Origin of the sequence: Psychrobacter sp. 1044, from assembly GCF_904846525.1 — a bacterium.
Classification (GTDB): domain Bacteria; phylum Pseudomonadota; class Gammaproteobacteria; order Pseudomonadales; family Moraxellaceae; genus Psychrobacter.
Genome location: NZ_CAJHAZ010000007.1, coordinates 50,297 through 72,342, shown reverse-complemented (window position 1 = coordinate 72,342; position 22,046 = coordinate 50,297). Strand labels below are relative to the sequence as shown.

The 22,046-nt window shown below is 43.1% G+C and carries 16 protein-coding genes and 2 riboswitches; of the genes, 7 read left to right on the top strand and 9 right to left on the bottom strand.

Annotation, left to right across the window (positions count from 1 at the left end; translation table 11 throughout):
- Window positions 1-119 precede the first annotated feature (119 nt).
- The 4 genes from gcvP to gcvT all read right to left on the bottom strand — a co-directional run bounded on the left by gcvP (window position 120) and on the right by gcvT (window position 5,772).
- A complete protein-coding gene (gcvP, locus tag JMX82_RS06295; protein WP_201539909.1) occupies window positions 120-3,017 on the bottom strand; it encodes an aminomethyl-transferring glycine dehydrogenase in 2,898 nt (965 codons plus the stop codon).
- A gap of 76 nt (window positions 3,018-3,093) precedes the next feature.
- The gene (locus JMX82_RS06290; RefSeq protein WP_201539908.1) at window positions 3,094-3,876 is read right to left on the bottom strand and encodes a nitroreductase family protein; all 783 of its coding nucleotides are present in this window, start codon (window positions 3,874-3,876) and stop codon (window positions 3,094-3,096) included.
- A 258-nt stretch (window positions 3,877-4,134) separates the two neighbouring features.
- A complete protein-coding gene (gene gcvH / locus JMX82_RS06285) occupies window positions 4,135-4,515 on the bottom strand; it encodes a glycine cleavage system protein GcvH (RefSeq protein WP_011280078.1) in 381 nt (126 codons plus the stop codon).
- A 69-nt stretch (window positions 4,516-4,584) separates the two neighbouring features.
- Complete coding sequence (gene gcvT / locus JMX82_RS06280; RefSeq protein ID WP_201539907.1) at window positions 4,585-5,772, bottom strand: glycine cleavage system aminomethyltransferase GcvT; 1,188 nt, start codon at window positions 5,770-5,772, stop codon at window positions 4,585-4,587.
- A 188-nt stretch (window positions 5,773-5,960) separates the two neighbouring features.
- Window positions 5,961-6,120: riboswitch (glycine riboswitch) on the bottom strand.
- A 55-nt stretch (window positions 6,121-6,175) separates the two neighbouring features.
- A riboswitch (glycine riboswitch) is annotated at window positions 6,176-6,313 on the bottom strand.
- A 235-nt stretch (window positions 6,314-6,548) separates the two neighbouring features.
- Here gcvT and JMX82_RS06275 point away from each other — a divergent pair.
- The 5 genes from JMX82_RS06275 (at window position 6,549) to JMX82_RS06255 (ending at window position 11,996) form a co-directional block, all read left to right on the top strand.
- A complete protein-coding gene (locus tag JMX82_RS06275) occupies window positions 6,549-6,869 on the top strand; it encodes a YcgL domain-containing protein (RefSeq protein ID WP_201539906.1) in 321 nt (106 codons plus the stop codon).
- 307 nt (window positions 6,870-7,176) lie between these two features.
- Complete coding sequence (locus tag JMX82_RS06270; RefSeq protein ID WP_201539905.1) at window positions 7,177-7,818, top strand: hypothetical protein; 642 nt, start codon at window positions 7,177-7,179, stop codon at window positions 7,816-7,818.
- A gap of 370 nt (window positions 7,819-8,188) precedes the next feature.
- Window positions 8,189-9,052: an AAA family ATPase gene (locus JMX82_RS06265; RefSeq protein ID WP_201539904.1), complete on the top strand. Its 864-nt coding sequence runs from the start codon at window positions 8,189-8,191 to the stop codon at window positions 9,050-9,052.
- 86 nt (window positions 9,053-9,138) lie between these two features.
- Entirely contained in the window at window positions 9,139-10,362 is a 1,224-nt protein-coding gene (locus JMX82_RS06260) for a vWA domain-containing protein (protein ID WP_201502301.1), read from the top strand.
- Between the two features lie 437 nt (window positions 10,363-10,799).
- Window positions 10,800-11,996: a globin domain-containing protein gene (locus JMX82_RS06255; RefSeq protein ID WP_201539903.1), complete on the top strand. Its 1,197-nt coding sequence runs from the start codon at window positions 10,800-10,802 to the stop codon at window positions 11,994-11,996.
- Window positions 11,997-12,128: 132 nt separating this feature from the next.
- Here the strand turns inward: JMX82_RS06255 and JMX82_RS06250 are convergent, their stop codons facing one another.
- The 5 genes from JMX82_RS06250 to JMX82_RS06230 form a co-directional block, all read right to left on the bottom strand.
- Window positions 12,129-12,944 (bottom strand): phosphodiester glycosidase family protein, encoded by an 816-nt coding sequence (locus JMX82_RS06250; protein ID WP_201539902.1) that lies wholly within the window; start codon window positions 12,942-12,944, stop codon window positions 12,129-12,131.
- A 72-nt stretch (window positions 12,945-13,016) separates the two neighbouring features.
- Window positions 13,017-14,819, bottom strand: a complete 1,803-nt coding sequence (locus JMX82_RS06245) for an FMN-binding glutamate synthase family protein (protein WP_201539901.1) — start codon at window positions 14,817-14,819, stop codon at window positions 13,017-13,019.
- 206 nt (window positions 14,820-15,025) lie between these two features.
- On the bottom strand, window positions 15,026-16,114 hold the full coding sequence (rtcA, locus tag JMX82_RS06240; protein WP_201539900.1) for an RNA 3'-terminal phosphate cyclase: 1,089 nt from the start codon (window positions 16,112-16,114) through the stop codon (window positions 15,026-15,028).
- Between the two features lie 77 nt (window positions 16,115-16,191).
- Complete coding sequence (locus JMX82_RS06235) at window positions 16,192-17,820, bottom strand: LA2681 family HEPN domain-containing protein (protein WP_201539899.1); 1,629 nt, start codon at window positions 17,818-17,820, stop codon at window positions 16,192-16,194.
- Between the two features lie 50 nt (window positions 17,821-17,870).
- Complete coding sequence (locus JMX82_RS06230; RefSeq protein WP_201539898.1) at window positions 17,871-19,103, bottom strand: RtcB family protein; 1,233 nt, start codon at window positions 19,101-19,103, stop codon at window positions 17,871-17,873.
- A 235-nt stretch (window positions 19,104-19,338) separates the two neighbouring features.
- Between JMX82_RS06230 and JMX82_RS06225 the strand changes: the two genes are divergently transcribed.
- Window positions 19,339-20,343 (top strand): DUF4062 domain-containing protein, encoded by a 1,005-nt coding sequence (locus JMX82_RS06225; RefSeq protein WP_201539897.1) that lies wholly within the window; start codon window positions 19,339-19,341, stop codon window positions 20,341-20,343.
- On the top strand, window positions 20,333-22,042 hold the full coding sequence (gene rtcR / locus JMX82_RS06220; RefSeq protein ID WP_201539896.1) for an RNA repair transcriptional activator RtcR: 1,710 nt from the start codon (window positions 20,333-20,335) through the stop codon (window positions 22,040-22,042). Before JMX82_RS06225 ends, rtcR begins: the two co-directional genes overlap by 11 nt.
- Window positions 22,043-22,046: the final 4 nt, after the last annotated feature.

The window sequence follows — 22,046 nt, the reverse complement described above, 5'->3', positions numbered from 1 at the left end:
ATTTAGATTGATAGTCATTTTATTATAGCGCTAAATATTAGCTGCAAAATAAAAACCTCCAAGTCAGCTGCTGACTTGGAGGTTTATTTTTATATCAACTGTTCATGCTTATTTGAAGACTACATATAGTTTTCGATACTTGGGCAAGAACACATGAGGTTCTTATCACCATAGGCGTCATCGACACGTGCTACGCTTGGCCAGAACTTATGGGCGCGGATATAAGGCAGTGGGAATGCTGCTGTGTCACGGCTGTATGGGTGCGTCCATTCGCTGTTGGTGACCATCGCAGCGGTATGCGGTGCGTTGACTAGTGGGTTGTCTTCTAACGTCCAACCCTCTTCGCCAGCTTTGGCTTTCATTGCTTCGGCTTTGATAGATTTTAGGGCACTGATGAAACGATCTAATTCTTCTTTAGATTCAGACTCAGTTGGTTCAATCATCAACGTACCCGCAACTGGGAAGCTCATCGTTGGTGAGTGGAAACCGTAATCCATCAAGCGCTTAGCGATATCACTTTCACTGATGCCCGTCTCTTCTTTCAATGGACGAATATCGATGATACATTCGTGTGCGACGCGACCGTTTTTGCCCGTATAAAGGACAGGATAGTGGTCTTTTAATTGAGCAGCGACATAGTTAGCATTTAATAGCGCAAGCTCAGTGGCTTTTAGCAGACCATCACGGCCCATCATGGCAATGTACATCCATGAAATTGGTAAAATGCTTGCTGAACCATAAGGGGCTGCCGATACGGCCGAGCAGTCTTTTTGCGCATTATGCACAGGGCTCAATGTATGATTGGCCATAAAGGGTGCTAAATGCGATTTCATGCCGATAGGGCCCATGCCTGGACCACCGCCGCCATGCGGGATGCAGAAGGTTTTATGCAAGTTCATGTGCAATACATCAGCGCCAACGTCAGCCGGTTGCATCATGCCAACCTGTGCATTCATATTGGCACCATCCATATAAACCTGACCGCCATGTTTATGGATAAGGTCACAGATTTTACGGATGCCTTCTTCAAACACGCCATGCGTTGATGGATAAGTAATCATCAATGCACCTAGATTGGCACTGTTTTCTTCACACTTAGCAGTTAGATCATCGATATCAACGTTACCATTGTCATCGGTTTTAACCACGATTACTTTCATACCCATCATCATAGCTGTCGCAGGGTTGGTACCGTGCGCTGACTGAGGGATTAAACAAACATCACGGTCAGTTTCACCCAATGATTCGTGATAACGGCGAATCGCTAGCAGACCAGCATATTCACCTGAAGCGCCAGAGTTTGGCTGCATAGACACATCATCAAAACCAGTAATGGCTTTCAACTGGTCTTGCAAGCTATCAATCATGGCAACATAACCTGTGACTTGGTCACGTGGTGCAAAAGGATGCACATTAGCAAATTCAGGCCAAGTAATCGGTAGCATCTCACTGGTGGCATTCAATTTCATGGTACAACTACCCAATGAGATCATGCTGCGGTTCATTGCCAAATCTTTGTCTTCAAGCGATTTTAAATAACGTAGCATTTCATGTTCGGTATGATGCGAGTTAAATACTGGATGCGTCAAGATAGCGTCAGTACGCAAGTGCGCACTATCAAGAGAAACGCGAGCGTCTTCTGGTAGGTCATGTGCTTTACTAACAAACAGTTGAGTTAATACATTAAAGTCATGCTGATCGCTGGTTTCACTAAACGCGACGCTTAATTTGGTTTCACCGAGACGCCATAAGTTATAGCCTACATTGTCGGCGTTTTCGAAAATTTGAGTGGCCAGTTTTTCTGAGCCACAATCAATCACAATGCTGTCAAAGAATTGGTCATGTACCACGTTTAAATTGCTGTCATTAGCATTTTTAATGACATCAGCAAAGGCAGTGGCAAACGCGTGAATACGAGTTGCAATACGCTTTACGCCACCTGGACCATGATAAACGGCATACATACCGGCTAGGTTAGCAAGCAATACTTGTGAGGTACAGATGTTTGAGTTGGCTTTTTCGCGGCGGATATGCTGCTCACGAGTTTGTAGTGCCATACGGAGGGCAGTATTGCCTTGTGAATCTTTAGAGACGCCGATGATACGACCAGGAGCTGAGCGTTTGGCTTTATCAGAGAAGGCAAAGTAAGCAGCATGTGGACCGCCAAAGCCCATTGGAATACCAAAACGCTGCGTGCTACCTAAAGCGACGTCTGCGCCCATATCGGCTGGTGATTTTAATAATACCAAGCTCATGATGTCACTGACGACACTCACGTAGGTTTTGTTTTTCTTCACAGCGGTGATGACGTCGGTTAAGTCTTTAACATCGCCTTCAACACCGACGTATTGGAATAGCGCACCGAAATAATCACCTGATTTAGCCAGTTCAAAATCACCAACCACCACTTCCCAACCAAAGTACTTGGCACGGGTATTAATAACATCTAAGGTTTGTGGATAGATACGGTCATCAACAAAAAACTGCGTTGATTTGCTTTTGCTGACACGCTTTGACATTGCCATGGCTTCTGCGGCTGCGGTTGCTTCATCAAGCAATGACGCGCCAGCGAGCTCAAGACCAGTCAAATCAATACATACTTGTTGGAAGTTAAGCAAGGCTTCTAAGCGACCTTGGGCAATCTCTGCCTGATAAGGTGTGTAAGCTGTGTACCAGCCCGGATTTTCAAGGACATTACGCTGAATGACCGCTGGCATACGTACTGGCGAGTAGCCTTGTCCGATATAGCTCTTATTAACAGTGATGTCATCTGCCATGGTACGCAATTTGGCAAGCGCGGCATGCTCACTCATCGCCACTGGCAAATCTAGCTCTTTATGCAAGCGCACTGGCTCAGGCACGGTATCGTTGATGAAGCTCGCCATGTCTTGATAACCAACGGCACTGAGCAGGTCAGCTTGCTTGGTCTCATTAGAGCCTAGATGACGATAGACAAATTCAGCTTCGTTGAATAAACCTTTAAAGGTATCAAACGTTGGGTTTTGCGAGATAGTCATGACAATCCTTGGTTAAGGGAGTAATAAAGGGATGGCTAAAATAACTAGTAATAATAACTAATGACGGTTTAAGATTTTATACGTAATGAACAAATTGCTTTTGGTCAAAGCGGAACTGGCTGTTGTAAACACCATTATCAGCGCGCTCACCAGCACCAATCATCATAATGATATGTTGATCATCACTTAAATTTAATAAGCGCTTCATGGCAGGCTCATCAAAGCCGCCCATCGGACAGCTGTCAAAGCCATGCGCGCGTAGTGCAAGCATTAGGTTTTCAGCCGCAAGGGCGGTATTGTTGGTTGCCCAGTTTTTGGTGTCTTCAAAAGTATAGTAAGGTGATTTAATCGGACCTTTTACCCGTCTGACCACTTGAGTCGCACCCCATTTAGCCGCTGATACCACATTGGCAGGTCCTCGTAAGAAGTCCATGGCAACGACTTTGGTATAATAGTCTTTGACCTTTTTGGGTACTGGCTTATCAGGGTATTCGCGCAATATTTGCTTGGCATGGTCATGCCACACATCGGTGCGAGCAACGACTGCGATTAAACGCGCGGCGGTTTTCGCTGCATTTTGATTCATGCAGTTTTTCACCGCACGTTTGCGCTTGTCCGCATCATCAATCACATAAAATTCCCACGGCTGTAGATTGCTAGAGTTTGGTGCAAGCATGGCCAAACGCAAACAGTCTGCTAACACATCATCAGGTATCGGTGTGTCGGTAAAGCGGCGCACTGAACGACGTGATTCAACCACTTCGCGAAACGCTTGCAGCTGCGGTGTATTATCAGGCGTGGCAAATTTTTCTTGAGAACTTGCTTGAGCGTTTGCTTGATTATCAGTGTCAGGGGTCATATGAGAATCCATGCTGGAGATTAAGTGATCAACTTGGGGCAGTATTGAGTACGTCTCTTTAATAGCGCCTGACAAGTAATTGATATGAATAAATCAGATAGCGATTGGACGCAATAAATTGAGCGATAAGCATTCTAAGAAAAAGTGTACAGATATCAGCTGACGCCAATATCTGTCATAACAAGCTATGTTTTTTAAGGTTATAAGTAGCGGCATGTAAATAAAACACCGCTTTTAAGCGAGAGAGTGAAGCTGATATTACAGCTCGTTTTCGTATTCATCAGCAGTTAGCAGTGCTTCATAGTCAGCGATGTTGTCAGGCTTCATTCTAAAGAACCAACCTTCGCCATATGGGTCAGAGTTAATGATTTCTGGATCGTCTTCTAGGGCTTCGTTGATGGCAACGACTTCACCTGAGATAGGTGCATAAACGTCAGAAGCAGCTTTTACTGATTCAACTACAGAGATTTCGTCATCAACAGCGATGATGTCGCCCACGTCTGGCAATTCAACAAACACCACGTCACCCAATAGGTCTTGAGCATGGTCAGTGATACCAACAGTGATAGTACCGTCGTCTTCTAAGCGTAACCACTCGTGGCTGGCGATGTATTTTAGTTCTGCTGGGATATTGCTCATGGTCTCTCTCCTAAATGATAGAGGATGGTTAACAAAAATAGTGGACGTTAATAATAGGGTTTATAATGCCTACGAGTCAAACTGCTGTTTGCCATTACGGACAAACGGTAGCTTAAGAACACGCACATCAACGAACTTGCCTTTGCCGCGCAGATCGACCTGAACGCTATCATCATCTGATACGCTGGCAGGTACACGGGCAATCGCAATTGAATTTTTTAGACTAGGGGAGAATGTACCACTGGTGATAATGCCAGTTTGTTCATTGTCAGTGCCTTGATTGATGGTGACGGTCATGCCTTCACGCAATACGCCGCGTGTCGTTAGCAGCAAGCCAACTTGCTTCATGGCAGAGCTATCGTCTTTTGACTGTTGGCGTTTACTAACTAAAGCATCACGACCGACAAAATCACGCTCGTCTTTTAACGCGAGTGTCCAGCCCATGTTGCACTCGTAAGGACTGACGTTGTCGTCCATGTCATGGCCATAGAGGTTCATGCCAGCTTCCATACGCAAGGTATCACGCGCGCCAAGACCGGCAGGTTTAATGCCATTGGCTTTTAATTGTTCAAAAAACGCTGGTGCATCATCACCATGCATAATGACTTCGACGCCATCTTCACCGGTATAGCCAGTCCGAGCGACGAACCAATCTTTGCCTTCGATGTCTGTTAAATCAGCACCAACGAAAGGCTTAAGACCAGCTAAAGTATCTGCCCAGCTAGGTTTGGTTTGCGCGAGTTTTTCAACAGCGTTTGGTCCTTGCACGGCAATCATGGCAAGCTCTGGACGCTCAGTGATGCTGATGTCAAAACCTTCGGCGACTTTATCAAATTGTGCCATGTCTTTATCACGAGTAGCAGCGTTTGAGACGATACGATATTCAGTAGCGTCTTCGTTCATTAGGTAAACGATTAAGTCATCGATGACGCCACCTTGCTCGTTGAGCATGCCAGAATATAACGCTTTACCGACGGTTTTGAGTTTATCGACATCATTGGCCAGTAGCTTTTGTAGCCATGCTTTGGTATCGCTACCTGTGACATCAGCGACGACCATATGTGAGACATCAAACATACCAGCATCAGTACGTACCGCTTCGTGCTCTTCGATTTGCGAACCATAATGGATTGGTAATTCCCAACCAGAAAAATCCACTAGCTTGCCGTCACTATCAACGTGAGACTGATAAAGAGGTGTGCGTTTAGGGGCTGAAGTGTTGGCGCTTTGAGCAGTATTATCTTGAGTAGTGGTCATAACAAATCCTTATGTGGACATCAGCTGCATTCGATAACCAGTCGTAAAAACAAGTATCAAAGTATGAGGGCTGATGTGCCTTATCATAGTAGCGAGAAGCAATATTGCAAGGTGCAAACATTGCAACCAAGGGTAGCACAGAAAAATAGCGCAATCCGCCAAACAAACGCTGAACGTCGGTTTAAGCAAAAGCCCTATCTGTCCTGTAACCTGAGATTTTCAACACGAACCATCATTGCATGTTTTTAAAAGCACCAGCCTTAAAAAACCAAATTAAATGATGTCGCATTTTCTCCCCTTCGGTGGGTAAGGCGTCGTCCGTCCTTACCGCTCTCCAGATTTGTTATGCCTTATGTTTGGGTGTGCTACGCAATTGACGGTAGACAGCGAAACAGTCGTGACATGTGTTTTTTCAGTCCTTTTACCTGAGCGATTGGCAGGGTGGATGCGCCTTCGGTGGTCAAGTAGCAATTATCAGCGCCAGCTCATTAATATGAACGCACCTGATATCGTGCTCAAGACTCTCTCCTGAAAAACGCTTTTATTATGAAAGGTTCACCGCGCTTTTACAAGTCATCTAGGCGATTAAAGTGAATAATTTTGGCAAAAATGATTTTTTGTGAGAATAATCAATACCGTATCGATAAGTAAAGCGTTTTACGTTTGGTAGGTAGTGGTCAATTTAGCATGAATGCCCATCGTAAAACGTAAAGCGACTACTGATATTCACCCAAAATATGCTAATCTATGGCGATAGTTTCTGATAGGTCATTATTATGCATTGTGATATTTATAAATTCCCCAAACATAACGATATGTATGTCTATATTGCCCGTCCTGATTATCCTGACGATACCGACGAGCTTAAAGATTGGCTTGGCGTATTACCAAAAGATTTTCGTGCCAGTTTAGGGCGCAGTAAATTTGTGATGCACTTGGACTTAGCCAATACACCGACGCTTGCGCGCGTTGATAAAGCAGAAGTACTGGCAAAATTACGGTCGCAAGGGTATTTTGTACAAATGCCACCGCAAGATGTGATGCGCCGCCAAGCGGAATTACGTGCGCGCGAAGCACAAGACAATATTTATGATTAATGGGTATTTTTGAAGCGAGTTTTTAATCAGCCTCTTTTGGCTATGTTGCATGACAGCCAGCAAGAAAAAGTTTACGACACATTTGCGCTCATGCATTTTGGTAGAAAGTCGTGATAAACTAGCAGGCTATATGAGTGACAAGACAAAAAATACGTGGCGAGGCAAAAGGTCGTGTTTCAAGTGCTTATGTCTTAATTGCTTTTGACGATAATGTATTCGATATTATGGTTCGTTAAAACAGCACACTGTCTATCGTTAAGCGCGTAAACGCGCTGCACAATTTATAAACGCAGGTAACTACACACGCATGGACTGGTTAAAAGGTATTATAAACAGCTTACCGCTGGAAGCCATTAGTGATATTCTCGGCGAAATTGCTATTTGGTGGGGACAGCTGGTAAAAGACGTGCCACCCGCAGACTTACCGATGTATGCGTATCTGGGTGGTGTCGTTATTGTGTTGGTATTGTGGTTGCTGGTCGCTCGTATGCTGCCGCGGCCGTTGGGCGGTATGAGTTGGATGATATTATTTGCTGTGTTATTGGCACCAGGTACTGCCCTCGGCGACCCAAGTGTGATTGCCCCCGCTAGTATCGCCGTGGTTTATGCGATTATGATGAAGGACACGGCTGGCGCGATTACCAATATGCTGCCGATACTCGTCGTGTTAGTGGTTGGCTTGTTTGTGGGCTTCGTCTGGCAGCTTATTCGCGGTGCTTTTGAGTCAAGTCTAGACAAAGCGCGTAGCCGTACTGCAGAAGATACACAATCTACCATGCAACTGACGACTGGCAATTATTTGACAGAAGGCACGACTTTAACCGATCAAGCCACTGTTGCTGAACCGTCTAATAAAACGCCTTTAGCGGCTAATCCTAAAGCAGACATTAGCTTAAAAAAAGACAGTAGTTTAGCTAAAAAGCCTAATATGGAAAAGCTTGATAAGTAGTAAAGTAACATTAATAAAGCGACGTCAGTAAAATGATATTAAAATTTTGCTAGCGATGATTGGATCTGTGCTTTGGGTTTATGGTGGCTACATAAAAGATGCTATCAATAAAAATACTGTGAATGAAAAGCACCATAGAAAAGACACCATGCGTGTCTTTTTTTATGAAAAAACGTTTTATAACTGTGCCGACCAACCGTCAAAAGGCATTCAAGGTATCTATTATTTTTCAACAACTGCGAACGCATGAGTATTTTGGCAATCAATCATGCTGTGCTAATCTAAATGATTATTTATTTGCCATCAATTGCCTTTAAGCCTTTTCTGGCTCTTGATAGCCCTAATCTATAACAATAACTGAGACTTGATTATGAGCACGACTGATAAAACGAAAAAAAGCTTTACTGGTACGCAAAATTATATTGCCACTGACGATTTGCAGTTGGCGGTCAACGCCGCGATGACGCTACAAAAACCGCTATTGATTAAAGGCGAGCCAGGCACCGGTAAGACATTATTGGCGGAGGAGGTCGCTGAAAGCTTAGGGATGCCGCTGATTACGTGGCACATTAAGTCAACCACCAAAGCGGAGCAAGGGTTGTATGAGTACGATGCCGTATCGCGCTTGCGTGACTCGCAACTGGGTGATGATAAGGTTTATGAGATTGGCAACTATATCAAGCCCGGTAAGCTATGGGAGGCATTTACCAGTAACGAGCGCAGTGTGTTGCTGATTGATGAAATTGATAAAGCTGATATCGAGTTCCCAAATGACTTGCTACATGAGCTTGATAAAATGTCTTTTTATGTCTATGAGACAGGCGAGACCATCACCGCCGAGCAGCGTCCAGTGGTCATTATCACCTCAAACAATGAAAAAGAGTTGCCCGATGCTTTCTTGCGTCGTTGCTTCTTCCATTATATTGACTTCCCAGAAGAAGAGACCATGCGTCAAATCATTGACGTGCATTTCCCTAATATCCAAGAAAAACTGGTCAATGATGCGCTGGATATTTTTTATAAGCTGCGTAATGTCCAAGGGCTTAAAAAGCCACCATCAACCTCAGAATTGGTCGATTGGTTAACGTTGCTACTGGCTGATGATATGGCGCAAGCAGAGCTAGAAGAAAACTTGCGCGGTGAGAAGTCCATTCCACCGTTATATGGCGCGCTGCTCAAAAATGAAGCCGATGTGAGCTTGTTGCAACGCTTTGCTAATATAATGCGCCGTTAAGCAATAGACTATTTTCAAAATGACGACACGCCCTAATAAAATGGTTTCACTCGTTACCATATCAGCCAATAAGCGATGCGACTCTTATGTTTATCAAATTGTTCTATACCTTACGTACTTATGGTGTGCCAGTCAGTACGCGTGAGCTGCTTGACCTAAATGCCGCGTTAGATCAAGGGCTGATGATGCAGCCGCATCCTGAAAATCCAGAGCTGTCTACCTTTGCCAGTCGTGAGGATATGTACCGGTTGATTCGGCTTTGTATGGTCAAAGACGAACGCCATTTTGATAAATTCGATCGAGCAATGGCAGATTATTTCGAAGGCGTCGACAGTCTAGATATGGATGAGCTATTGGCTAAATTGACGGACATTCCTAAAGAGTGGCTTGACTTAAAATTAGATCCAAAAAACCTAACCGAAGAGCAGCGGCGCTTGCTGAAAAAATACGGCTCATTAGAGGAGCTGATGAAAGCGCTTGAAGAGCGTCTCAAAGAGCAAAAAGAGCGTCATCAAGGCGGTAGTAAGTGGGTTGGTACAGGCGGTACATCGCCATTTGGGGCTTATGGTGATCATCCAGAAGGGGTGCGCGTTGGCGGTGAATCGCGTAAACGTAGCGCCGCAAAAGTCTGGGAGCAGCGTAAATACCGCAACCTTGATGATGACAGTCAGCTTGGTACCCGTCAAATTCAAATGGCACTACGAAACTTGCGCCAGTTTGCTCGTACCGGTAGCGCCGATGAGCTAGACATTCATGAGACTATTAAACGCACAGCAAAAAAAGGCGTGCTCGATATCCATATGCAAGCTGAGCGTCGTAATCGTGTCAAAGTATTGATGCTGTTTGATGTGGGTGGCAGTATGGATGTCCATGTTGAAGCCTTAGAAAAGCTATTTTCAGCGGCTAGAAATGAATTTAAAACCTTAGAGTTTTTTTACTTTCATAACTGTTTGTATGACTATGTTTGGAAGGACAATAATCGTCGCCATAGTGCGCCGATGCCTACCTTTGAGCTGCTCAATAAATACGGTCGTGAATATCGCGTTATCTTCGTCGGCGATGCGTCAATGTCGCCATATGAGCTGATGACAGTTGGTGGTAGCGTTGAATATATGAACAATGAGGCGGGTATTGTTTGGTTAAAAAGGGTATTGGCGCATTTTGATAAAGTCGCTTGGCTCAATCCTGAAGATCCCGCATATTGGCAATATACGCAAACCATCGTTGAAATTAAGAAACTATTCGACAATAAAATGTATCCGATGACCTTACATGGGGTAGAAGAGATGACCAATTATCTAGCGCGTTAGTTTTGACGTTTGAATAAAGATACGCCCTAACTTAGAAAACCTGTTAATCCTCATGTTTTTTGATAAAAGCAGCCGTTATGACAGCATAGCGGCTGCTTTTTTGTCGAAAATAATCAGTTTTGCAGTCACACGGCATTGGTATGCTAAGTAAAGTGTGATAACATTCATTTAAAATGAATGTTATAGAAGCATTTTGACTGGTTCGGCGAAAAATTTGATGACAAGAATTTGATAATCGTTTGTAAAAATCAGTCGTCGTTGCTTATTTAAGCACTTCATTTTTCATATGTTAATCAACCAATCAATGTAATGAACTTATGCCATTTTCAACCATTTTAGTAGCAAAAAAGCGCGTGCAAGTACTATATTCAGTAGACTAAACGAGTTTGACATCGCTCCTCACATGTTTTGGAATTGGTACTAATAAGAGAGACAGTATGGCCTCACCAAAGACTTTAGAAATCGTCACCGCAACTGTTCCCGTCCTTGAAGAGCATGGAACGGCAATCACCACGGTGTTTTATAAAAATATGTTTGAAGAGCATCCCGAGCTGTTGGACATATTTAACGAAACCAATCAAAAATTGGGTCGTCAACAGACGGCTCTAGCAACGACCGTGTTAGCTGCTGCTAAGCACTTGGATAAATTGGCGACGTTATTGCCACAAGTCACGCAAATCAGCCACAAGCATCGTGCTTTACAAATTTTGCCTGAGCATTATCCTATCGTTGGTAAGCATTTAATCGGTGCAATCAAGGAAGTGCTGGGCGAGGCTGCCAATGACGATATCATCGATGCTTGGACTGAAGCTTATGATGAGATTGCCTCAGTATTTATCCAGATTGAACATGGCATGTATGAGGAGGCGATGTGGCAGGGTTTTGCGCCTTTTGTAGTGACTAAAAAGATAGCAGCTGCTACGGATATTGCGGCTTTTACAGTTGTACCAGCCAAGGATAATGCAGAAAGTCATCAAGAGATCGACCTGAGCAAATTGACTTTAACCGCAGGTCAGTACATCACAGTGAAAACAGATCCAAAAGACAGTGACCATGTTGCGCTACGTCATTACTCTTTGTACTCTGCTAGTACCGATGCAGGCATTCAGTTTGCGGTCAGACGCGATAACCGCAATGAGCATCATGGTTTGGTCTCTAACTATATGCACGACCAATTAGAAGTGGGTGACACGGTTTTATTATCGGCACCAGCAGGTGACTTTGCGCTCAATCAAGACTTGGTACAGCAAAATGAGATTCCGCTAGGATTGATGAGTGCTGGTGTTGGTGTAACTCCTGTGCTATCTATGTTGGAAGCACAAGTATTAGCCAATCCAAAACGACCTATTATCTGGGTTTATGCTTGCCAAAATGATGCGCATCACGCTTTCAATACTGAAGTGGAGATGCTGTTAGAAAAGGCTGAGACTGTAGAGAAGTATGTCTTCTATTTTGAGTCTGGACAACTATTAGATGAGGCGTGGCTTGCTCAATTACCTAAGCCTGCTGATATTTATGTCTGTGGCTCGATGCCATTTATGGAAAGCATGATCGATGGGCTAGTGACGCTAGATCACGGTGTTGATAGCGTTCATTATGAACCGTTTGGTCCCAAGATGAGTTTGGGCGGTTAATTTTAGCTATTGTTAGCCATTAACTGTTGCTATTAATAAAAAAAGCACTTGGATGACAAAGTCGTCTCAAGTGCTTTTTATTCAGTGCAATTTATCTTATTTTTATCACTATTTTAAAAATGGATACATCGCCTAATCTTTATTTTCAACCAATCCAACCATCACACCCATCTCTTTTTTATCATGATTATCAATGCTGGGCGCATATAATGCCGACGCAATCCCGCCATCTAAAAACAGAGCATTCGGACAGTTTAAGTCATTCTTAAACAACGATGCAAATTGATAAAATGTCACCGGCTCATCACTATTAACAAATTTTATGTGGCCGTCATCACAAACACCTGCGCCATTACGAATCTTGAGTGAGGTGCTATCAGGATTAAACTGTGGATGTATCTCGTTATTGATAACCAACATAGGACCTGATTGGGTGGCGTACCAAGGCTTCGCTTCGCCGCTGTTAAGCTGCTCGTTTAAGGCGTTGCTTTCTGTGATATGTACTTTTCCAACTTTATCCCACCACAGCACACCATTGGGCAATAAATGGAAATTGCCACCGCCTTCTTTGAGATTTAGCGATTTGATCTCTTCACCGTCAATGATGGTATAGCCAATCGGTGCATAGTTCTCATTGTACATGCCGGCATTCATGGCAAAGTTAAGTGCTTGATTTTTTGGTAATGTCGCTAATAAAGTCTCGAAGGTGAGTAACGATTTCGTACTGTCAGGCTGCTGCCAAAACAATTTCAATGAATAGCGGCCATCCATCAACGCTTGAGCGTCAATGCTACAAACACTATAAGAAAATGGTGCATCCTGAGTCTGGCACGACCAGTTTTGTGTCTCGCTGTCAGCAGCATCAGTGCTTATCGGTTGGCAAGCACTGACACTTAGCAAGAGTAGGGCGACTGCTCCTAAAGGTAAGGGAAGAGCGAAATTTGGCATCAATGATATATCTTTTATAGTATGGAGTGAGATATAAATAGTCAGGGCTCACGGATTTTTGATCGCTAAATCTCAATCACTGCTAGGCGGAAATTCGCGAAAAGTATTGTTGACGTTGCCGATTAACTGCCCACCGCCAGTGATACTCGCAAAGTTACCAAGGCTCTGTTCCACCGATGTGGTGGTTTCTCTGCCTTTATCCCGTGAGTCTTTATTATAAGCAATGAGAGCGTCATCATTGGCTAAAAAGCTATCCGGGTTCGCCATGACCCACATCTGATTAAACACATCTGCGCGGGCGCTATTATTGAGTAGCGCTCCCTTATCGGTAAAATAAAAGAACTTCGATAATAGTTTTATCTGCCCATCATCGAGGCGGCGCGCGATATGATACGGTTGTAATTGGCTTGGGTGTTGTAAGCCGACCGCACCGACGATACTGGCTAGGGATTTCAGAGTGTTTTTATGGAAGCTTGCGACACGCTCAGCTTTGCTTGGTACATCCAGCGCTTTTTGACGATACGGGTCTTGGGTGGCAACGCCAGTCGGGCAAGTGTTGGTATGGCACGAACGTGATTGAATACAGCCAACAGCAAACATAAAGCCGCGCGCTGAATTACACCAGTCTGCACCCAAGGCAATCATACGGGCAATATCGAAACCAGAGACGATTTTCCCGCTCACGCCAAGTTTGATCTTATCGCGAATGCCTGCGCCGACCAAAGTATTGTGTATTAATAAAAATCCTTCAACCATAGGCATGCCGACGTTGTCCATAAATTCGACAGGAGCCGCGCCAGTACCGCCTTCTGCGCCATCGATGACGATAAAATCAGGATAGTTATCGGTTTCAATCATGGCTTTCACAATGGCCATAAACTGCCAAGGCTGACCAACACAAAGTTTGAAGCCAACAGGTTTGCCGCCTGACAACTCACGCAGTTGTTGCCAAAAAGCCACCAATTCTCGCGGGGTACTAAAGGCTGTATGCGATGAGGGCGACACACAATCTTGACCTGTCAATACTTGACGGGTATCAGCGATTTCTTGGGTGATTTTCTCCGCGGGTAGCACGCCACCTTTACCAGGTTTTGCCCCTTGAGATAATTTGATTTCAATCATTTTTACTTGTGGATCAACCGCTTTTTCGGCAAAAGACTGCGGGTCAAAATTGCCACTATCATCACGGCAACCAAAATACCCTGTACCTAGCTCCCAAATCAAATCACCACCGAACTTGCGATGATAAGGGCTGATAGCCCCTTCACCCGTATCATGAGTAAAGCCGCCCATTTTTGCGCCTTGATTGAGCGCCATAATCGCGTTAGCCGATAAGCTGCCAAAGCTCATCGCCGAGATATTAAATACCGACATATCATGCGGCTGCTGACAACGCTCACCGCCAACCATAATACGAAAATCTTTGTTTTCTAGAGGTTGGCTAATCGCTGATTGTAAAAACCATTCTTTACCATTGGTGTATAAATTATCTAGCGTACCAAAGGCGTTAGTGTCACTGACATTCTTAGCACGTTGGTAGATTAGCGCTCGCTGCTGGCGTGAAAACGGTACTTGTTCTTTGTCATTTTCTAGTAAATATTGACGAATTTCAGGACGAAAGTCTTCAAGTACATAACGGATATGTCCGGCAACAGGATAGTTTTTCAAAATAGCATGCTTTGATTGTATGACGTCATAAATTCCCAAGCATACCCCAAACCCACCGAGAATAATTAACCACCAATTTAGCAATAGTAGACCTGCTAAAAATATTAAGATGGCAGCGCCAAAGGTGCTATAACGCAGCAATAAGCCGACCAAATACGGAGAGTTGGTTTTAGGTTCAGGATTTAGATTGGTACGAGATTGGGGCATGGCTACACTCAACAGTAATACATAAATATTAAAAAGGTGACAATGATTTAAAGAGAGAATAGGGTAAAACCACCCTCTTATGACCATTATTGTTAGATACTGACAAAGCGCTCAGATTTATCGCCTACATCATACACATATGATATCACTGCATAGCAGTAATTGGGTAACAGAGTGCTACTGTTGATGTTGCTAGTGGCGTGATTTTAACAGACAACTTGTACCAAATTTTTCTGCTCATCGATCACTTTAAGCTGAATCTCAACGGGCAAAAATTGCTGAATGAGCCATGCTTGGGTTTCAGTGTGCTTACTAACGACACGCGCGGTAAACTCGCCACCGCCTGCTAACGCCACCGGTAAGAGTAATTGGTCTGTTAAGTACTCATCAACCAATGCATCGGTTTTAAAGAGATAACGTTTAACCAAACCTGCTAAGCGATTGCCCATCTTCTCCGCTGATGTGCGTTTTTCACCCAATAGCGTAAATATTTCGTGATGCAGACAATCGCCCCATTCATGAGTAACCTGTGCATAGCAAGTATTACCTTCACCGATACCGTTCAGCTTATTGGTTTTGGTGGTAATGAGCGTGTCATTCATTCCAGTTTCGAGCAGTTCTACTTTAGCGCTTGCAAGCTCACGTTTGCAGATATCGTATTCGAGATTTAGATTACTCGCGACTAGCTCTATACCGACCAACGCTCCGCGTTCAGTTAGCGTCAATGGTCGTGAGTCAGCACGGCGCATAAACGGTGTGATGACAGCACAAATCGAGCCGCCACCAATGGGCGCAAAGCCTGCTTGCACGCATTCGATACCCACGTGCATGCCTAATTTCGCTAATGCAGGGACGAACGCTTGCTGCAAAAAGTCCGTGGTTGGCGCGAGTGGATTGTGCGTGCTGCCTTTTATTGTTACGGTTGATACCGTTTGCGTGTTGGTATTGGCAAACAATAATGCTGGAAATAGTGTTTGTAGCACCAAACTGGTACTGCCAGCTGAGCCGATATCAAACGTATAATCGCCCGATTTCACTGTGCTTGGCGTAAAGGTGAACGCCATACTGCCCAAAACTGCACCTGTCACGGTGGCATTTGATATTTGCTGCGAGGCTTGTACACACATCAAGTGCTGACGCATCAATCCTGATTTGGCTCGCCCAGCGCGAATATTGGTAATCTCGATTGGTGTGCCTGTGAGCATGGATAGAGACAGTGCCGTGCGAATGATTTGCCCGCCACCTTCGCCTGTGCTGCCGTCGATTTTTAGCGGTTTGGTTTTTGTTTTAGTCATGAGTATTTATTATCTTTATTAGCAAATGAGTAAGGCTTCTGCGAGTTTCATTTTGGTTCTCTCTTATTTTTCATTTTCTAAGTATATTTTTTTTGTTCGAGAAATTTATTTTGAATTAAAATATCAGGGATATTGTTAAGAGCTTCCTTCTCGGCTTTGATTCTAACTGCAAAGACGAAGGAAAAAATAGCTGAACGCGTCAATTGCAAAACATGTTCTGCACTTTCAATAAATTCGGACTCAGAAATAAAAACTGGTTCTTCATAATATGTTGAGACTTCAGTGCTTTCAGGTTTTTCATTCTCATAAACAAATACGAAGCTATGTTCCAAAGCGTTTCGCCACTGTTTGTAGAAACTAAGCTCGCCTTCCAACTTATGGTTTAAATCATAAGCTATACTATATAAACCAATCAAACCTTCATTATCATAAGCTTCGAACTTTTGAAGTCTGTCTTCGTTTTCAAGTTCCCAGAAAGTATGAAAAGATGAATGTCTGACTTTACCTTTATTGTTTTTAGACTGTAAATCAAACAATAAGGCTACAGCATTACCTATCTTGTCTAAAATACCAAAGCAAACTCTAAAAGCAGTACGGAGCTTTTCGATGTTTGTTCCTAGTAGCTCGTTGTCATATAGCTCTGCATAGCAAGCATCATCCTCGATATCGTTGTCTCTTTTAGCAAATTTATATTCATATAACATTAATCTGGCAAGACCAAATTCAGATTTAAGCCTATTTAGTACCTTTTCCATTGGTAATATGAAATCCCCAGAAATTGCTCTAGTAGGCATTGGAATATGTAAGTTATCACTTGCACTTCCATAGCATTTACAATATAAACCGTGTTCACTAAGGCTGAGAAAATTATCTAAACACCATCTGCGAAATTCTGATAATGATTGGTATTCCTGCTTATCTAAATGGCTATCATCTTCTATAGCTATTCCCATATCCAAACAATCTTTTTCAATATCACTATCTATTTTCTTAGCTCTTACGAGATAGGATTTCGCCCAATCAGGAGGTATACATTTTGATTCGCTTGCTTTTCTGTAACCTAAAGCTATTTCTTTACCCTGCTGAACACTATGCATTTTAGTAATACTATTCAGTGAAATTAAACATTCGCTACGGTTTACCCAAGCTTGAGCGATATCCAAATTCATTGCAATAACTTGATCATATAAAGCTAAAGCCTCAGAAAATCTATATTGCTGTTTAAGATTATTTGCTAAATTCACTAAGTATTGCGGTTGAACATCTGTTCTTTCTACTCTACAAGTTAATATAGCCTTCAAAAATAGAGAGCTAACTTCTGAGAGCTGCTTTATTAGCTTTACATTATTATGGCCCTGCTTATCAGAGGGTCTCTGAATCAAATTGCTCTTCGCATTTCCCAAGTTATAGTAATAACTATTGCGAGTTAAACAGCTTTCAAAGCTATCAGATTCCATTATTTCTAAACCTACATAGCTAGCTTCATTTTTTGAAGCCATGTGGCCTATATCGACAAACAACATTCCTAGCTTATAAAGTAAGTAAGAATATTGAATATCATCTTTGTTCACCGTAGTACGTAAAGTTGTATGTATATCTAAACATAGCTCAAAACTTTTTGTAAAATTTCCTAGGTCAATCATTCTTGAAGCACTTTCTATCTGAAAATTTATTTTTTCAAAATCATTTTTATCGTGATATTCCATGGAATTATCTCCAGTTCCTTGAACTATATATATATATATATATGCTTGATCTAACCCTTAACACAAACCACCTGACGCAGTGTATGTACCACTTCTACCAAATCGCTTTGTGCTTGCATCACGTCATCAATATTTTTATAAGCCGCTGGAATTTCATCGATCACATCCGCGTCCTTTCGGCATTCTACGCCCTCGGTCTGCGCAATTTGATCGGCGACCGTAAATACCCTTTTTGCCTCAGTACGTGACATCACCCGACCTGCACCGTGCGAGCAAGAGCAAAACGATTCTTCGTTCCCTTTACCGCGTACGATGAATGATTTGGCACCCATCGACCCCGGAATGATTCCGTATTCACCAACGCGGGCACGTACCGCACCTTTGCGGGTTACAAATACTTCTTCGCCGTAATGTTGCTCTTTTTCTACATAGTTATGATGACAGTTCACTGCTTTTACGGCTGCATCAAACGGCTTGGGTATGATGTGGCGTAGTGCCTTGATGGCTTTTTCCATCATGATTTCACGGTTTTTAAAGGCAAAACGCTGCGCCCAACCAACCGCAAACCAATAATCATCAAAATGTTCTGTACCCTCGGCAAAGTAGGCTAAATCTTTATCTGGCAAATTGATAAACCACTTGCGCATGTCCTCACGTGCCAGCTCAATAAAGTAGCGACCGATGGCATTACCCACACCGCGTGAGCCTGAGTGCAGCATGATCCAAACTTGATTGGTCTCATCAAGGCACACCTCGACGAAATGGTTCCCCGTACCCAGAGTACCCAAATGATTAAGGTTATTGGTGTTTTTAAGTTTAGGATGCTTTTGGGTTATATAGTTAAAATCATCAACCAGTGTTCCCCAACCGTTCATTACGGTGTCGTCAGGGTTTGCCCATGCGCCGACATCACGGCGTGACCCGCGACCACGCGTTTTACTACGGCCATGTGGAATTGCTTTTTCAAGCTCCGTACGTAGACCAAGCAAACTGTCTGGCAAATCGTTCGCGGTTAGGGTGGTTTGTACTGCCATCATTCCGCAGCCAATATCGACGCCAACGGCAGCCGGAATAATCGCTTCTTTGGTTGGCAATACCGTACCGATAGTCGCGCCAATCCCAACGTGTACATCGGGCATCACCGCAAGCCATTTATATACAAACGGCATTTTTGATGCTTTGATCAATTGGTCGTGCGCTTTTGGATCAACAGGCACGCCCTTGGTCCAAAGTCTAATTGGCGTTCCACCGTCTTGAATAACGTTATGAGTAGTTGGTTGCATGTTGTATTCCTTAGCGTTGCAAAGTTTGTTTATTATGAAAGATGATTCTTACTTTATATAATGCTAAGGGCGTGCCAAGTTTTTAGAATATTTGATGTTTATTTATAAGTATCTGATATTATTAATTAATTTAAAAAATAAAAGTGGCTATCAATATGAGATATAATGAAAATAATTTCTAAAAATATGATATTTTATAAAAATATAGAAAGTTAACTATAAAAGGTCGTCGTATATGGATAAGAGATACCAAGTATTTGTGAGTTCTACATTTGCAGACTTACAAGATGAGAGAAGCAATGTTATTCAAACACTTATGGAAATGGACTGTATACCAGCTGGGATGGAGTTGTTTCCTGCTCTAGATGAAGAGCAGTTTGAATTCATAAAAAAGGTTATTGATGATAGTGATTACTACCTACTTATCGTAGGTGGTCGATACGGCAGTTTGTCTGAAAAAGGTATTAGCTATACAGAAATGGAGTATGACTACGCAATTAAACAAGGCATTAAGGTTGTTGCGTTAGTTCACGGTAGTCCTGAAAAATTAGCGGTTGAAAAAGTCGAAATGGATTCTGAAGCACGACAAAAACTACAAATTTTTAGAGAGAAGGTAACGACTAATCGTTTGGTAAAATTTTGGGATGATGCAAAAGAGTTATCTGGTTTAGTTGCGCTTAGTTTGCCCAAAACGATTAAAACTTATCCAGCTGTTGGATGGATAAGAGGAAATGAAGCAACTGATAATACTGATTTATTAAAGCAACTGAATAAACTTAGACAAGAAAAAGATGAGCTTGAAAAACAGGTTCAGGTTTTACAAGCAAATAATACTGAAATATTAGACTTAGCTCAAGGTGAGGATATTTTGACTATTAGTATTAGACATAACGTTAATAGAGGAGGTAAAAGAGAAAAAGTAAAGTTAGAGTACTATATTTCATGGAATGAAATACTAAAGTTTATTGTTCCTAAAGTTTTACAGCCTTATCCTGAAAGAGCTATTCATGCAAATTTCACAAGTTATATAGCTTCTAAATATCCGGATGATTTTGATATTGTTTCAATAGATATAATAGACTTTGAGAATATTAAAATTCAATTATTAGCTCTTGAATATATAAGATTATTAGGCGATCCGATGGATATATTCTGGGAGATTATGCCTAGTGCGCGAAAAAAAATAGTCAGGTCATTGGCTTTAAAAAGATATGAGAGTGACCTAACTAATGATGAATAAAACCGCCGTCATCGGCTTCCTCGGCACTACTTTAGACAATGGTTTTAATGATAAGCGTTGGCAAAGATGGCGTCCAACAGTGAGTCTAGGGTTGCATGATGAGCTGCTCGTTGATGAGCTGCATATCTTATATAGCAAGCGCGATAAGCGCCTGTTTAAAATAATTGTCGATGACGTGGCACAAGTTAGTCCGAACACTACCGTTATTGGTCATCATGTGGCTTTGACCAGTCCATGGGATTTTGCCGATGTTTATGCTGAGCTGTATGACTTTGCAGCAGGGTTTGATTTTCAGGACAGTACCGACTACTTGCTGCATCTGACCACAGGTACGCATGTGGCGCAGATTTGCTGGTTCTTGTTGGTAGAAGCAGGCTTTATACCAGCTGATTTGATTCAGACCTCGCCTTGCCCAAGACCTGACCAAGCCGATCCGCAAGGGCGCTATCAAGTGATCGATCTAGACGTCTCGCGCTACGATGGCTTGCGCGAGCGTTTTGAGGCAGAAAAGCAGCAACATTGGCAGACCTTGCAAGCCAACCTAGTCACCCAAAACGCCGCTTATCAAAAGCTCATCTCCGATATTGAAAAAGTCGCCACCCGATCAACCGCACCCATATTATTAATGGGCGCAACAGGGGCGGGCAAGTCGCAACTGGCAGGCCAAATCTACGCGCTCAAAAAAGCCAAAGCTAACAGTACACAAGGCAAAAACACGCTTGAACAATTCGTCGAGGTCAACTGCGCCACGCTACGTGGTGACACTGCCATGAGTGTGCTATTCGGTCATGTCAAAGGTGCATTTACGGGAGCTGCGACGAGCCGTGATGGCCTGCTAAAATCAGCCGATGGTGGATTATTATTCTTAGATGAAATCGGCGAATTAGGGCTTGATGAGCAAGCAATGCTATTGACCGCACTTGAGGAACAATGCTTTTACCCGCTCGGTAGTGATACGCCGATTAGCGTATCGTTTCAGCTAATGGCAGGCACCAATAAAGACTTGCGGCAAGCGGTCGCTAATGGCGAGTTTCGAGCGGATTTGTTTGCGCGTCTTAATACATGGACGTTCTTTTTGCCATCACTCAAAGACAGGTTAGAGGACTTACCTGCCAATATCGATTATGAGCTAGCGCGCTTGGGTAACGAGCAACAGCAGCACTATCGATTTACCCCAGAAGCAAGGCAGTTGTATGAATCTTTTGCGATGAGTGCGGATGCGACATGGCAAGGCAATTTTCGTGATTTGACTGCCAGTATGATTCGTCTGACTACACTTGCTGAGAGTAAAGTTATTCGCAATGATGATGTGCAAGCGGAGATTGAACGCTTAACGCATCTTTGGGCGTTACCTGATAGTTTGAATGGCTCTGATAGCTTAAATGGCGGTAATGGCAGGACTAAAAATAGCCCAAGCAATAATAGCCCCGATACTACTCTAGATAGTGAAACCATCGAGCAGGGTAGCCATAACGTTTTACGCCAATATCTTGATGAAGATATGCTGGCGACTATTGATCCGTTTGATGCAGTGCAACTGGCGTATGTGATTGAGGTGTGTATTAACCATAAAAATCAAGCGGCGGCTGGGCGCTATCTGTATGCCAACTCACGCGATAAGCTAAAAAGCCCGAACGATAGCGATAGATTGCGTAAGTATCTGCTGAAGTTTGGTTTGAAGTTTGATGAGCTAAAATAAAGCA

Excerpts from the sequence above, each read along its gene's own strand:
- gcvP (WP_201539909.1), bottom strand. The coding sequence starts at position 3,017 with ATGACTATCTCGCAAAACCCAACGTTTGATACCTTTAAAGGTTTATTC.
- JMX82_RS06290 (WP_201539908.1), bottom strand. The coding sequence starts at position 3,876 with ATGACCCCTGACACTGATAATCAAGCAAACGCTCAAGCAAGTTCTCAA.
- gcvH (WP_011280078.1), bottom strand. The coding sequence starts at position 4,515 with ATGAGCAATATCCCAGCAGAACTAAAATACATCGCCAGCCACGAGTGG.
- gcvT (WP_201539907.1), bottom strand. The coding sequence starts at position 5,772 with ATGACCACTACTCAAGATAATACTGCTCAAAGCGCCAACACTTCAGCC.
- JMX82_RS06275 (WP_201539906.1), top strand. The coding sequence starts at position 6,549 with ATGCATTGTGATATTTATAAATTCCCCAAACATAACGATATGTATGTC.
- JMX82_RS06270 (WP_201539905.1), top strand. The coding sequence starts at position 7,177 with ATGGACTGGTTAAAAGGTATTATAAACAGCTTACCGCTGGAAGCCATT.
- JMX82_RS06265 (WP_201539904.1), top strand. The coding sequence starts at position 8,189 with ATGAGCACGACTGATAAAACGAAAAAAAGCTTTACTGGTACGCAAAAT.
- JMX82_RS06260 (WP_201502301.1), top strand. The coding sequence starts at position 9,139 with ATGTTTATCAAATTGTTCTATACCTTACGTACTTATGGTGTGCCAGTC.
- JMX82_RS06255 (WP_201539903.1), top strand. The coding sequence starts at position 10,800 with ATGGCCTCACCAAAGACTTTAGAAATCGTCACCGCAACTGTTCCCGTC.
- JMX82_RS06250 (WP_201539902.1), bottom strand. The coding sequence starts at position 12,944 with ATGCCAAATTTCGCTCTTCCCTTACCTTTAGGAGCAGTCGCCCTACTC.
- JMX82_RS06245 (WP_201539901.1), bottom strand. The coding sequence starts at position 14,819 with ATGCCCCAATCTCGTACCAATCTAAATCCTGAACCTAAAACCAACTCT.
- rtcA (WP_201539900.1), bottom strand. The coding sequence starts at position 16,114 with ATGACTAAAACAAAAACCAAACCGCTAAAAATCGACGGCAGCACAGGC.
- JMX82_RS06235 (WP_201539899.1), bottom strand. The coding sequence starts at position 17,820 with ATGGAATATCACGATAAAAATGATTTTGAAAAAATAAATTTTCAGATA.
- JMX82_RS06230 (WP_201539898.1), bottom strand. The coding sequence starts at position 19,103 with ATGCAACCAACTACTCATAACGTTATTCAAGACGGTGGAACGCCAATT.
- JMX82_RS06225 (WP_201539897.1), top strand. The coding sequence starts at position 19,339 with ATGGATAAGAGATACCAAGTATTTGTGAGTTCTACATTTGCAGACTTA.
- rtcR (WP_201539896.1), top strand. The coding sequence starts at position 20,333 with ATGATGAATAAAACCGCCGTCATCGGCTTCCTCGGCACTACTTTAGAC.